This window comes from Winogradskyella sp. MIT101101 (genome assembly GCF_047126865.1).
In the GTDB taxonomy this organism is placed as follows: Bacteria; Bacteroidota; Bacteroidia; order Flavobacteriales; family Flavobacteriaceae; genus Winogradskyella; species Winogradskyella ouciana.
The window spans coordinates 224,651-239,332 of the sequence record NZ_CP138982.1 but is presented as its reverse complement, the minus strand read 5'-3'; the positions used below and the strand labels follow the sequence as shown (position 1 = coordinate 239,332).

General features: G+C 36.3%; 13 protein-coding genes. 2 read left to right on the top strand and 11 right to left on the bottom strand.

Translation table 11 applies throughout. From position 1 onward, the window contains the following. The first annotated feature begins 7 nt into the window (after positions 1–7). Positions 8–2,809 (top strand): putative LPS assembly protein LptD, encoded by a 2,802-nt coding sequence (locus SIB89_RS01095; protein WP_412560807.1) that lies wholly within the window; start codon positions 8–10, stop codon positions 2,807–2,809. A gap of 292 nt (positions 2,810–3,101) precedes the next feature. Then, positions 3,102–3,482: a RidA family protein gene (locus tag SIB89_RS01090; protein ID WP_412560806.1), complete on the top strand. Its 381-nt coding sequence runs from the start codon at positions 3,102–3,104 to the stop codon at positions 3,480–3,482. 146 nt (positions 3,483–3,628) lie between these two features. Here the strand turns inward: SIB89_RS01090 and SIB89_RS01085 are convergent, their stop codons facing one another. The 11 genes from SIB89_RS01085 to SIB89_RS01035 form a co-directional block, all read right to left on the bottom strand. Then, a complete protein-coding gene (locus SIB89_RS01085; protein WP_412560805.1) occupies positions 3,629–4,600 on the bottom strand; it encodes a hypothetical protein in 972 nt (323 codons plus the stop codon). 294 nt (positions 4,601–4,894) lie between these two features. Beyond that, complete coding sequence (locus SIB89_RS01080; RefSeq protein ID WP_412560804.1) at positions 4,895–5,941, bottom strand: proline iminopeptidase-family hydrolase; 1,047 nt, start codon at positions 5,939–5,941, stop codon at positions 4,895–4,897. Positions 5,942–6,219: 278 nt separating this feature from the next. Continuing rightward, positions 6,220–7,122 carry a nuclear transport factor 2 family protein gene (locus SIB89_RS01075; protein ID WP_412560803.1) on the bottom strand — a complete coding sequence of 301 codons (903 nt, stop codon included), beginning with the start codon at positions 7,120–7,122 and terminating at the stop codon, positions 6,220–6,222. A gap of 33 nt (positions 7,123–7,155) precedes the next feature. Next, positions 7,156–7,812, bottom strand: coding sequence for a DinB family protein (locus tag SIB89_RS01070; RefSeq protein ID WP_412560802.1), 657 nt, complete (start codon positions 7,810–7,812; stop codon positions 7,156–7,158). A gap of 223 nt (positions 7,813–8,035) precedes the next feature. Next, positions 8,036–9,439: a serine hydrolase domain-containing protein gene (locus SIB89_RS01065; protein WP_412560801.1), complete on the bottom strand. Its 1,404-nt coding sequence runs from the start codon at positions 9,437–9,439 to the stop codon at positions 8,036–8,038. Positions 9,440–9,621: 182 nt separating this feature from the next. Further along, positions 9,622–10,530, bottom strand: coding sequence for a hypothetical protein (locus SIB89_RS01060; protein WP_412560800.1), 909 nt, complete (start codon positions 10,528–10,530; stop codon positions 9,622–9,624). A 207-nt stretch (positions 10,531–10,737) separates the two neighbouring features. Then, positions 10,738–11,169, bottom strand: a complete 432-nt coding sequence (locus tag SIB89_RS01055) for a hypothetical protein (protein ID WP_412560799.1) — start codon at positions 11,167–11,169, stop codon at positions 10,738–10,740. A 260-nt stretch (positions 11,170–11,429) separates the two neighbouring features. Next, on the bottom strand, positions 11,430–12,143 hold the full coding sequence (locus tag SIB89_RS01050; RefSeq protein ID WP_412560798.1) for a DUF6090 family protein: 714 nt from the start codon (positions 12,141–12,143) through the stop codon (positions 11,430–11,432). After that, complete coding sequence (locus SIB89_RS01045) at positions 12,140–12,889, bottom strand: DUF6090 family protein (protein ID WP_412560797.1); 750 nt, start codon at positions 12,887–12,889, stop codon at positions 12,140–12,142. The genes SIB89_RS01050 and SIB89_RS01045 overlap by 4 nt, the downstream gene beginning before the upstream one ends. Positions 12,890–12,893: 4 nt before the next feature. Further along, complete coding sequence (locus tag SIB89_RS01040) at positions 12,894–13,583, bottom strand: DUF6090 family protein (RefSeq protein WP_412560796.1); 690 nt, start codon at positions 13,581–13,583, stop codon at positions 12,894–12,896. A 189-nt stretch (positions 13,584–13,772) separates the two neighbouring features. Beyond that, on the bottom strand, positions 13,773–14,669 hold the full coding sequence (locus tag SIB89_RS01035; RefSeq protein ID WP_412560795.1) for a polysaccharide deacetylase family protein: 897 nt from the start codon (positions 14,667–14,669) through the stop codon (positions 13,773–13,775). Between the last annotated feature and the right edge of the window lie 13 nt (positions 14,670–14,682).

The window sequence follows — 14,682 nt, the reverse complement described above, 5'->3', positions numbered from 1 at the left end:
TGTACTTTTGGCGTTTCAAAAACCGAGCCATACTTTTACAAAAATACATCTAAAAGGATTGCGTACAAATAGTCTACACATACTTTTTGCCTTGAGTTTTACAGTGTTTATCAACACTTTTAGCTTTGCCCAAGAATTACCAAAAAAGAACACTACGATTCCTGCCAATCAAAAAAAGGACTCTACTCTAGTGGCTAAAGACACAACCAAAGTAGCACTAGATTCCTTATTAAATAAACCCATTAATACTAAAGCGACGGATTCCACCGAACAGGATTCCGTAAAGCAAGAAGGCTTTTTAAAAGACATTGTCACCTACAAGGCGACGGACTATGTGGCTATAAATCAAAGAAAACAGCAAATTCGACTCTATAACGAAGCCCAAGTACTCTACGAAGACATGGAGATTAAAGCTGGTGTTATAGTGATAGATTATAGTAAAAACTTAGTATATGCTGGGCGTATAAAAGATTCCACTGGCTATTCGCAAAAACCTGTTTTTACACAGGGAGCCAATGTTATAGAACCCGACTCTATTATTTTTAATACGGATTCGAGAAAAGCTTTGATTTATAATTCCGTAACCGAACAAAGTGGCGGAACTGTTATTGCTGAGCGCACAAAACGAGAAAACGATTCGGTATATTTTATTTCTAGAGGGAAATTCACTACTTCAGAAAACCTAGACGATCCAGAGTACTACATTTTAATGAATAGAGCCAAGATCGTACCTAATAAGAAGATTGTGACTGGGATGAGCCAAATGTACATCTACGATGTACCCACACCAATAGCCATTCCTTTCGCATATTTCCCAATGACCAAAAAACAAACTTCAGGAATTATTTTTCCATCCTTTGGTGAAGATACAGGTAACGATAGAGGGTACTTTCTACAGAACGGAGGGTATTATTTTGCCATAAGCGATTATGTGGATTTGGCAGTACTAGGTGATTATTATACCAACGGAAGTTATGGACTTCGTTTAGAAAGTAATTATGCCGTAAGGTATAAGTTTAGGGGCAACGTGGCCTTTAGATACGAAAACCTTTTAAATAGCGAGCGTGGTTTCCCGGACTTTAGCCAAAGCACCATATATAATATTCGGTGGTCGCATAACCAAGATGCTAAGGCAAATCCAAATTCCAGATTTTCGGCTTCGGTAAACTTGGGTAGTAGTCAATACTATCAACAATCCATCAATCAGTTAAACCAAGCTAATTTCTTAAATAATACTTTGGCGTCTTCGGTATCATATTCCAAAACTTTTCAAGGTGAACCACAAGTAAACTTAAGCTTAACGGCCACACACAATCAAAACACCAATACGGAAGCCATAAATTTAACCTTACCGACCATGCAGGCTTCGATGACGAGAGTGTATCCATTTGCACCCAAATCGGGCACCAAGAAAGGCCTTATACAAAATATCAACTTTCAGGTGAATGCGAGAGGTGAATATCGCATTAATACAACGGATTCCCTATTTGGGAAAAGTGAAATGTTTGAAGATGCGGTGGCTGGTATGCGCTATAGTATTCCGGTGACGACTAACTTTAAGCTCTTCAATCATTTTAGTGTGAGCACCAACGCCAATTTTGAAGAGACCTGGACCTTAAAAACAGTTAGGCGTAACAATATTTTTGTTGGTGAGACTTCAGAACCTATTAACATTAACGGCTATGATCGTTTTTTAACCTACAACTTTGGAGCAAGTATCGGAACCACCTTATACGGAATGTATAATTTTGAAAAGAAAGGCAAAGACCCAAAAATACAGGCCATACGGCACGTAGTGCGTCCATCTTTAAGTTATTCCGTCAGTCCTGCTTTTGACCAATATTACGAAACCTATGATGTTATTGATGCCGATGGTACCACAATAGATCAGGTGGAATACACACGTTTCGAAAATTCGTTATTCGGAAGACCTGGCAACCGCTACTCCAGTAATATAGGTCTTTCGGTTGGTAATAATATTGAAGCCAAGGTGCGGTCTAAGGATTCTACCAAAACCGAGTCGGAAAAAATCTTCTTGCTCAATAACCTTAACTTTTCCACGGCCTATGACCTTGCAGCAGATTCGCTGAATATTAGTCCGGTTCGTGTAAATGGCGGAACCCAGATTCTCAATAAAAAGATGAACATTAACTTTGGTATGACCTTAAACCCTTATGCCTTAGATAGCAACAATAATCTCATCGACAAATTTAATATCAATAATGGTGGGAGTTTATTCAGGCTGACCTCTGCCAATATAAATATCAGCTACTCATTAAATAACGACAGTTTTTCTGGCAAGGATACGACTGACGAAGAAGATGAAGAAGCCGAAAGACGAGCTGCAACCTCTAATAGCAGAACGGATGACCTCTTTGGTAAAACACAGGATTTTGCCGATAGACGCCTCACAGATAAAGACCGAAGCAAAGGAGGTGATGACGAAGAAAACAATGAGTTCTATAATTATAAAATGCCTTGGAACTTGCGTTTGGCTTATGCCGCCAACTACACCAATACAAGGCGCGAAGACCGAGTATCGTCACACTCATTGATGTTTTCTGGAGATGTGGAACTTTCGCCACGATGGTCTGTTGGTGCATCATCAGGTTACGATTTCTTAAACAATGGATTTACCTTTACACAATTGCGTTTTGAGCGCGACTTATTGAGCTGGCGCATGAATTTTACTTGGGTACCATTCAGTGATCGAAGCTCTTGGAATTTCTTTATTGGTATTAAGTCTAACTTACTGAAGGATTTAAAATACGACCAACGTCGCCAACCAGACCGACGATTGGGTAACTAGCTCTGCTTTTACAAAAATGAACTGTCATTGCGAGGTGTCACACTGAGCGCACGCGTGTCGCTGAAGCTTTAGCGTAAGAACAGTCGAAGTGAACGAAGCAATCCCTCTACAAAAACGGAACGTCATTGCGAGGACGAAGGACGAAGCAATCTCACCACATCACTCAAACGTCATTGCGAGGTGTCACACTGAGCGCAGTCGAAGTGAACAAAGCAATCGCACCATACCATACAAATAATTTCATTAAATTTGAAACAAACAAAACACCTTCCCTTACGAAGGCACAGGCGGAATGAAAGAAATAATAAATACACCAAAAGCACCAGCACCAATCGGACCTTACAACCAAGCTGTATTGGTAGGCAACACACTCTATACCTCAGGGCAAATCGCCTTAAATCCCGTGACCATGGAATTGGTAATGGATTCGATTGAAGTAGAAACCCACCAAGTGATGGAAAATATGAAAGCGGTTTTAGAAGCTGCTGATATGACTTTTGAAAATGTCATTAAAACCTCCATCTTTATTAGCGACATGAACAACTTTTCAAAAATCAACTCCGTTTATGCCAAATACTTTGACGAAGCCACAGCTCCAGCTAGAGAAACTGTTGAAGTCGCCAACTTACCGAAGTTTGTTAATGTAGAGATTAGTATGATTGCGGTGAAATAGACGATTGCAATAAACGGTCTCGGTTATGGTTTCTTTATGACACGAGCAAAACGAACAAACCTATCCGCCAAAGATATAGCAGACAGGCTGACGTAAGCAATTATAACCATCCTAAATTTGGATTTGTTATTACTTCTTAAATCATACTATTTAACCACTTCAAATGTTTTAAGCATATTTTTACTGGATGCATTAGGTACTTCAGATATTAGCGCATAATTACCCGGCTCTAAATTTGCAGAGAAATATCCAATATTACCCTCTGGCATATCATTTACGCCACCAATAAAAGTAACACCGTTTGGAGCTGGTTCTATTAATCCTTTTGGATCAGCCCAATTCATCCAATTTTCTAACTCTTTAAGATTGGCATTTTCATCTAGCTTAACAAGATTAATATCGTGTCCAACAAAATTTTCATGTGTTATTTGGTCTTTATACAATACCGAAAAGATGTGCTTACCCGGACTAATTGAGTCATTAAAAACAATTCCATCCGTACTCGAAATGCTAATGTCTATATCAGAAGTCAGTGGTTTATTCCCTGAATCTGCATCAGTAACCACAATATCTTTTGTCATACCCATTGAAGTGTGGAACACACCATTACTCATTTTTACGTAACATTCAATAATGTATTTCCCAGGCTTTACATTAAGTGTTGTTTCTCCTGTTTGATTTGGAGAGAGTAGTCCTGAACCACCGACAAACACAACCTCACCAAACCATTCTGGAAGTTTTGAAAACTCAGCAAAGCCTTCTTCAGTTTTTCCTTCCATAATGAGTTTCATAGCACTATCAAACACTGGGGCGACTAGGTTTTCTGCATCATCTGAAGTCTTTCCTTCAGGATACTTATCTATGAGAAAAAAATGTGTTTGAGGTGATAGGTTTTTATATCGAAAGGTATTCCATCCCGAGGAAATTGTATCTGGCATTTGAAAATCCATCTCCTCTGTTATAATTTCTATAACATTTTCTTGTTCTTCAACAATAGTGTCTTGTTCTGTTTCTTTTTTATCATTTTTACAAGACTGTAAAGACAAAAATGTAGATAAAACGATGATAAACATTCCTATAAAGGAAGTTTTTGCGTAATAATTTTTAAAAGTTCTCATAATTTTATGTATTTGGTTAATTGTTATTATTGCCAATGCTTAGATAACTACCTTTCTCGCGGCAAGCTAAATGCATTGTTGTACTGTGTTACTTAATTTTATTTCCCTTGTTGTCATAACCTTCATAATTTTTCCCATAATAATTAGATAAAATTGGTTGCCATGAATAAACTCAGTTAGTGCCTGAACTTGTGTAAAGGCAGACTCTGATTAGCAATGAATTATATGTTCCTGCAGGCAGGCTTTCCGATTTTACCTTCGGAAAGTAGTTGTTGCCTTATCTGTGGTTCGTTTTTAATTAAACTTCCCTTCATCTACATCCTTAATAAATCTTATTACCGCTGGGAAAAAAGTTTCAGGATCATCAAATTGAGATAGATGGCTTCCGTTGGTGGTAACACTGCGGCCATTTTGCACTTCAGATGCCATCCATTCCATATATTTTGGATCCATGGTGTCGTGTTTAGCACCTAACATTAAAGTCGGAACTTTAATGTCTTGCAGTCTGTCAGAAACGTCCCAATCACTCAATGTGGCTTCATCGGTAATGCCAAATTCACTCGGTCCTTGCATATAGACATAAATTTCTGAGTTGAGATGTTCAAATAAGAGGTGTACTGATTTTGGCCATTCTTCCAAAGGTTTGCGTAAAATGTGCTCAGTATAAAAATGTTCCATTAAGAGTTCTTCATATCTCGGATTGGCATAATCTTTATTGGCTTCTATTTCTTTTATTTCTTTCAGGACATCACTTGGTAGTTGTGGCCCTAATACTTCTTGTGCATAGGTATTGTATTCAGGAACACTCGCCACCATATTTGAGACTATAAGCCCTTTTAAATTATCCTGATATTTCAATGCATATTCCAAGGCTAATATTCCACCCCAAGACTGCCCAAGCAAGTAAAAGTTGTCTTTATTAAGATTTAAAGCTTTTCTTACTTGTTCTACTTCTTCAACAAAGTGTTCGGTAGTCCAAAGCGTAGAGTCATTGGGTTTATCACTATAGTAGGAATCAAGCTGGTCATAATAAATGTATTCAATACCTTCATTTGGTAAGTAACCATCAAAATTTCCAAATTCTTCATGAGTTCCTCCAGGACCACCATGAAGCAACAATACACGTATTTTAGGATTATTTCCCATACGTTTTGTATAGACGTTAAAAGTGCCTTTTGGAGTTTCGATTGGAATCATTTTAATTCCACCAGTAACTTGGTCATCACTATTGGAATAGTCAAGATAACTACTCTTCTCTATTGCTTTATTACTATCCTGCTTATCGGTACAACTCATAATAAGAAGTAGGATAATAAGTGTTAAAGATGTGAAATGTTTCATGACTGTGTGAGTTTTTGATTAGTATTTTCGTTCAATAATATGAATGTTATTGCTGTCAATATCCACAATGTGAAAAGTTCTTTCACCATTTGGCATGGTTTCCATTTCTGGAAGGTCATAGTTTCTACAACGTAGCTTTAGCAAAGTAGTAATAAAGCAAAACTGTCCATACCATCTTCATATACAGGTAAATATACAAAGTTTTTATATCCCGATTAATTTCATTGTTTTTGAAATTCCGTTTTGAGTACAGCATTGGACTATTGGATTTTTCTTAATCATTCATTAGAGATATTTGTGGCCTGTCTCGCAATCATTATCCATTGGCCATGTTTATACATCCAAATATCTGTAAACCGTCTTTTTTCTATAGTCCCAGCCTTACCTGTTAAACCCGTTGGCATTACAGTTTCTAAACCCATGACTATGCCTATGTTTTCAATAATTTTTATGTTGTCAATGCTTTGTTCATAGGATGTATAATCAATATATCCTAGCTTAAGAGCTTCCATGGCCATATTTAGGTCAACCACAGTATTACTCGGCGCATTAACAATTAAATCTTTGTGAAGTAATTTTTTAATTAGGGTTGAATCTTTTTCAAGAATTCCCTGTACTTGTAGCTGTTCCATTTCTTTTATGTCGTCTATTGCAGACGAAGTACTTATGTCGTCAGTAGTCATAAACTCAGTCACTACAGAATTTTTATCAGATGCCATTTCACACGTCCAACTATCTATCCACCATCGTCCATTTTCATAATGAAGCTGAATGCTATTTAGTCCTCTAATATCGGATTCAATTTTTGGGTCCGTTCGTATTTCAAAGGCACTCCAAACTTGTGCAACATTCCCAAATTTGCTGACTTCTCTTTTAAGTTCCTTTTCGTAAAAATCCGCTTTTGGTGATAAGCCCATGGGTATATATTCCGCTTCAAGAGTATGGGATTCGGCTTTTCCATTGTCATCCAACCTTGTGATTACTGCATGTTCTGAATGTATATACTTATCGCGTTCAAATTCCCAAGGATCACTACTAGAACCTGAAACAACATCGTAATAGGCATTTATAATGGCATCTATTGATTTTACGTCGTCTCCATATTTTTCGTCGTTCGTTTGTCCAAAAACTGAATTGAAAGCAAACATTAGGCTTATGGATGTTAGAATGATTTTGTGCATATTGGGTTGGTTTATATGTTTTGCTAATCGTTTCTAGTCAGAAATTCGACTTTTAATAAATTTTATCTGTCCGTTATGATTGGACTCATGTTCACAGACATGAAACCACTTCGCATAATTGTTAGTTTCACCCAAGGTTCCTCTTTTTATAGGAAAAAAAGGCTCTGATTGCATTAGCCAACTATCGTCAAGTTCCTTGAATTTTTCGATGGTATAACTTCTCACAGACTCGAGTTTTTCTAAATAAAAAGAAATATCATTGCCTTTAATGATATCACGAGCACGTTCTCCAAGAGAGGATGCAACATCCCATTCGTCCTTAATGGCTTTATCCCATTCGCCCCACGGAATATTTTCAAAAGTATTTAATTGATAGTACTTTTCAGTAGCCGCCAAATGAAAGAGCATGGCTCCTATGGAATTGGATGTAGCGTCTATTTGAAAATCTAACTCTTCTACAGTGAGGTTTTTCACTTGCCGCACTACCCAAGCTCTCATCATGGTCATCATAGAAAGCATGGTTCCTATATGCGTTGTAAATCCCTCTTTTGGCCCAATGAGATATAAATCATCTGGATTGGATTGATATTCATTTGATGCCATTCCAACATTTGGAAGTAATAAAGCACCAGCAGTAAGCAGAGCAGATGAGCCAATAAATTTCCTTCTAGAGGTTTTCTTAAATTCCATTTGGTGTGTATTTAAATTGCATCTAACAGTTTAATTTATTGGTAGTTGCAAGGTTAGCTTCTAAAGTTAGCAAATATAACCCAGACTTAAAATTCCTGTGCTCTTATCAGTAGAGATACCATAAGCTTACCTATGCTGAGCATGTCCAAGCATCGAAGACGTTGATTAGTAAAAACAATCACATATAGCCATTCCATTATGCAGTTTTTTCACATATCTAGATTCAGTTCACTTTTTTCAATTCTCCTACATGTATATCATAACCAAGGCCATAATCTTCATATACCTTAAAGGATATGTTTTTGTTATTCTGTAGAAGCTCAAAACTAGTTTCAACATAAGTTGGTTCCCAAGATAACTGAATCCACCTTCCATTATCTAACTTAGCGAGCTTATATTGTTTTCGGTATTCTTTTTTTGCTGGATACTCGATCCAAAGTTCATTTTCTTTTAAAACGATATCCATCTTTATGATATCATCTAAATAGTAGTTTTCATTGGGTACGAATTCAAATTCTCCAATTAACAACTCCAACGCTTTATTCTTTGGCTTTTTAATACTAACATGTTCTGGTCTTATATCTTCTCCCTTAATATGGGGTGAAACTCCTATAATTTCTGCAACTTTTTGTGAAATTGCTCTTTCGTATTTTGCTTGATTTGTCAATATTATAATACTAAGAGAATCGTCAACAAAACGCAAGTATTCAGTCCCAGCCACTCCTGGGTGATAAATAATTCTTTTGCCCTGAATCATTTGAGTATTCCAACAAAAGCCATAGTGGGTTGGATACCCATTATTTAATTTATGAGAGCTCCACATCAAATCTTTACTTTTTTGAGTCAGCAGAAGATTATTAGTCATCGCATATTCCCAATGGATCATATCATCAATCGTGGCATAAATTCCTCCAGCGGCATTAAGTTCTGTGTCAATTAAACGGTAAGAATTTCGGTCGGGAATAATCTCATCATCCTTTACTGAATAGCCAGTGACTTGGTTAGGATGAATTTTAAAGTGATCCATCATGTAAGCAGATGACATACCAGATGGCTCAAAAATCATTTTTTGCATGTAATCATTAAACGACAAACCACTAATTTTATGGACAATATATCCTAATAAATAAGTACCCTCATCACTATAAAGAAAATCTTCTCCTGGCTTAAAAACTAAGGTGTCTTTTTTTGAATTCTCATAAATTTGTTTAGCGGTATAAGTGCCTTTTGCTGATCTATTGCTCCAAGCAGATGCGTTACGAGAGATAGGAAGACCAGAGGTGTGAGTCAACAAATGCCGAATTGTAACTCCTCTCCAGTTGTTTGGTGCATCAGGTAAATGTTGATGAATCTCATCATCTAAATCAAGAATTCCTTTTTCATAAAGTTGCATGATAGCCGTTGCGGTAAAATGTTTTGAAACAGAAGCGAGCCAGAAAGAAGATGAGTCTGTTACAGCTACATTATATTCGATACTTGCCAAACCGTAGGTTTTCTTTTTTAAGACTTTTCCTTTATGTGTAATAGCTAAAGCTAGTCCAGGAATTTTCTGCTCCTGCATTATATAGTCTATGTAATTGTCAATTTCAATAGATTTCTCATCAGACGTTGATGTCTGTGCTTTCACAATGAAAACGATAATTAGTGATATTAAAGTCAGAAAGCTTTTCATCTATATTGAATTTTTAAATGGCATACAACGGTTTTGCCAAAGTGTCGTCATATGCTCAAGAAACTAACTTAGCAAATAAAAACTGATAAGTTGTTAAACAAGCTTTATCTATAGTACCTTGCTAGTAGCTACCCTTTTCAATCATCCCATAATAACTGAATATCCGCAACACGCTCATGTACCTCATCTGAGAGTAATGTAGCCAGTGCAGCATCTTCTAAGGGTTCGTTATGTGTTTTTAGAGCATCCCACAGGTTTTGAAATGCTGTAACACCTACTCCATCATAAATATCTCCTGCAGCAGTATGCAATCGGCATTGATACCATCCATAATTTTGAGGAGATTGACTCGCTATTAGACCGTAATGCTCTTCAAATTCATGTAACGTCGTATATTTTAAATCCACTTTGTTGGTGGAGTTGACCACCATTTGAGGAAAAATGGTTAACGCAGGTAATAACTCAGGCTTTTTTTCAGCGATATAATTGTGAAGAAACATATTGGAAAATAATTCGCCGATCCACTTACGTTGCATGGTAAGCTTGCCTTGCTCATGGTAGGCATGTCCCAGTTCATGTATAGCCAAAAGATCAAAAAAACCACGCATACTCAAATTACCATCATTGTCAACATAGGTATTGGAAATGTGTTGAGCAAGGTCCTCTGGCAATTGATCAAGAGGCGGCAACATACTTTTCCAAAAATCATTATCATCAGAAGCCACTACAAGGGTTTCTGCATTAGGATAATGTGGCATACCGTAGACCGGGAAATGGGTGTAGGTATTCCAATCGGTTGGAGACAATACCAGTAAGGTCACCGTAGGTTTAAAATTAAGGGTTGTACTATAAAATGAAATAACGCTATCACAAAGTGCAGCCATATGTTCTGCTTCTGCAATAGCACCTTCACTATAATAGGTGTCTAAATGCTGCCCTTTCAGATGATTAAGCTTGTCATAGCTTTGACCTTGTAGAGTTATAACAGAAAGCAAAATGCTTAAACCTAAAATAAAGGTTTTACCAGGATGTTTAATTGTTTTCATCTTTCTTAGACTTTTAATTCGTGATATTTTGCTCGTCGCTAAGTATTTGTGTAACACGATGTTATATGATTTAGCAACTAATTTAGTAAATAAAAACCGAATAGAAACAACCAACGCGAACCTGTACAAGCAATTCAGCCGTAATGAACTAAAATCATTGTAGCCAGTAGTTTGTATTTCTATTCGAGCATGTATATGGCCTAAAATCTAATCAGTAACTCTGCGCCATCCGACTGCCAATCCGTTTTCCACTTCCATTCCAACACCTTTCGCAGCGACCTTTCCTTCAATCAGCCAAGAAACATCGTAGAAATCTCCTTTCTTTTCTATGACGAGGTCATATTCATCTGAAAAATCTCCATTCTCAAAAAAATAGCGAACATGATACTTTCCAACATACCCATCTTCTTTTGGTCCACCAGTTGCAATTCCAGGACCACTATAAGCGTTGCCGTAATTCCATCTTGCGAATAAAGTTCCAGGAGTATCGCTTTCTGTATATAATACAAATCCAATATTCAGCGGCTCTTTCTTATTGGATTCTTTATCATTTTGCGAAAAAGAAAAGATGGGAAGAATAGCAATAGCCAAAATCAGTAATAATCTAATTGGTGCTTTTAATTGTCGGTTTTCTGTCATGGTATTTTTTTTTAATGATTAGTATGCTGTCCAAATCACTGCCAACAGTTTTGTATAATCAACAGTTACAGCCAATTTAGCGATTATTTTCGGGTTAACAACACCAGACGTTAGCAATTCCGAGTGCATTCAGCCTGCCCTGAACACGGGCACTGAGTGTGGTCACTGAGCGTAGCCGAAGTGTAGTCGAAGCGCAATCGAGAACAGGCATTTACTTTTACCATTACTGTGCTTTCGTTATCTAGAACTACTTTTGTTTCTTACGTGTCTAAGTCGCTCAATTCTATAATTTCATTTATTACTGCGTATAATCGTTTCAAATCATTAGATTCAACAATATCAAGGTAGTAAATATGCCTTATCCTAACCCAATTTTCAAATTCTATACTTGTTAAAAAAGATAAATCCGTGTTTGGTTTTTTGAGACCAAAATCAATACTGACATGTTTTTGCATATACTTATTATAATCTTTAGCATATTCTATTGCAAAGTTTTCGTCATCTTTAAAATCTTCTTTAACAGTTTTCCATGATTGTAAAAGTGACCTTAATTTTTTATTTGAAATGATTTTAAAAGAATTGTTCTCTAATTCAGTGATAGTGCTTTCAATAGGATCGAAGGTGTAAAAATAGTAAGTTTCATAGAGGTTTTTTGAAAGTGTATCAAGATCAACGGTTTTTACATCAATTGGCATTTCATCTAATACTTTTTGCAAGGCCTCAAGAATCTTCGTGTTATTGTCATTTATTTTTGTTAGCTTCTCTTTATTTATTGTAAACTCCTCCTTGAGCTGTGTTAAAAATCGTGTTTCTTCTTTATTGATTTTTCTATTTTCATTCCAATCATTAATCTGGATAGCAATCAAAATCCCAATCACAACAAGAACAATTTCGCCAATAGCGTATTTAAAATACTTACCAGTTTTTCCTTCGGAGAGCAAGTTTTCGCGAATTTTTCTAAAGAACTTTATCATATTTTATCTAATTCTTCTTGCATAAGTTGTATAACTTCATCAGTTTGTTGTAAAAGAGATATTGTCCGCTCTTCAGTTCTCTTGATTCTCCAGTAGTGATTATTCATGATGTTTGAAAATTCAACCTGCTGTAAAATTACTCTTGGATCTATTGAAAAACGCGATTTGAAATATCGTGGGTCATCACGTGAACCCTCATAATCAACGTCATCCCAAAGTATCCATTTGTTTAAATATGAAGTAATTGTGGTAGAAAACTGTTGCGCCCATTCATTTTCCTCCCGCTCAAGATCCTTTAAATCAGAAAACCACTTACTTATTTTTCTTCTTATTTCTGCGTTAGAAATGATATTTATATTTCCAGAGTTTAGAACATCTGTCGAAATTTCACACCTTCTTGTGAAGCCTATTTCCCCAAACCAAAAATTCACTTGTTCGATTTCTAAATTTGATTTTTGAGGACCGAGTTGCATCCGAATGCTGTCACCATACATTCTCATTTCAATGATTAAATTTTTACAACTTTCTATTGCTGATTTATTAAAATTGAATTCACTGAAAAGTGATTTAATACTAGCGTTCTCTATTTTTTTTAATTGTCGATTTTCATTCCAATTATTAATGCTCAACGCAATTAGAATACCAATAACCACAAGCACAATCTCACCAATGGCATACTTTAAATACTTGCCGGTTTTACCAGTTTCCATAAGCGTATAGCGTATGTGTCTAAAGAACTTTATCATTAGTTTATTTTATGTTATTTAATATGGCATCAATTTCGTTATTGGTATCCGTTAATTGATTTTGATACCAACGCATATGCACAAAATGGTGATACATATCATCCAAGAGTGCTGAAAGTTGGGCATCACTCATGCTTTCATTAATGCCTGTTCGTCGTTCATGGCGGTATTTTTTACTAAGAAAATCCCATCGGTCATCACTGATGTTGCCATTATCAATTAAACGCGCATAGGTGGTGTTATAAAGTTTAATGAGTGCACTGGTAATAGCTTTGTCTTTAAATGAATTGATTTTATTGCCTGAAACGGCCGATTCAAAGGAACCAGAAATGGGATAAAACGTACGTTGGCTTGAAAAATATATTTTAAATAACGAATCAACCACAATGGCGTTTTCAGTATGAAGCTTGGTTGACGCCGCATTTAAATAATTAAAGACATCGAGCTTTGGTTGCTGTCTTTCTATTACAAGATCAATATAGTCCTTGTCCTTTTTTAGATCGGCTTTGATGCCTTGTAGAAATTCCTTTTCAGCATTGTGTTGCTTTCGGTTGAGATTCCAATTATTAATACTCAACGCAATTAAAATACCAATGACCACCAGCACAATTTCGCCTATAGCATACTTCAAGTACTTTCCTGTTTTGCCCTCTGAAAGTAAGTTTCGTCTGATTCGTCGAAAGAATTTAATCATATTCTTTTTCCCGAGAAAGCCGGGATCTTGTTGGTTGGTTTCTCTAAAGATATGATTTTTAATTTATTGGAATTACAAAATCATAAAGCCAACTGTTTTATATAGGGACTGTTGCAGAATCACAGACAATGGTAATCCGCCTTAGATTAAAGATAATAGATTGCAATAATCTTTACATGCCTTGGTGAGCTACTGCTTTAGTGTAATGGATTCACCGGGACTGAGCTTCTCAATACCACTCGAAAGTCTAATCCAGACGGGCTCGTTATCTAAAGGATTCACAATTTTATTATGGTCTATCTGAACGTTGTCAATGGCCAGCAAATAATTGGTAAGTTCCCCATGGCCTACAGACCAAATATCATTAGATGTTCCAATGGTTTCGCAAAAAGTAACCATGTTATCCCACCTTTCCTTATTTCCGAATTCCCACGAATGTCCCCAGACATAAAAAACCGATAATTGTTGCCTATCTAATTCCAAATAAGAATCTAGATAATCTAGAGCTTTACTATCATGACAAGTAGGATGCCATATCATATAATTGTTTGGGAGATCAAAAGTGTGCGTATCATCAACAGTTCTTCCGTTTTTAATTCCTGTAGAAGCTATTAAATTGGCAATACTATCATTGGTACTGCCAAAAGGATACGCCATACTGATAATGTTTCTCTTGGTCAGTTTTTCCAAAACCTCCAAATCCGTATGGATTTCTTCAAGTATTTCTTCTTTAGAAATTGCGGTAAAATTTTTATGCAACGCTCCGTGTGCAGCAATTTCATGATTTTTGTAAATAATCAATAAAGAATCTTTTGGCACATAGCGCTGATAAATAGTATCGCCATCTTGTTGTGGCCATCCTCTAGTGACTCCTAAGTATTTCGAATTTAAATTAAAGGTGCCAATAAGATGGTTTTTATCAAACAATGCAGCCAGTTCTATATCTTGAATAGTGCCATCATCATAACTCAATATTATTGCCTTTGTATTTCCATCTGGATAAGTAAAGCCTACAAAGCTTGGTGGTTGATGGCATGACACCAAAAGAGAAATAAATGTGATTATTATGAGTACGTTACGAGTCATTCTTATAATTGTT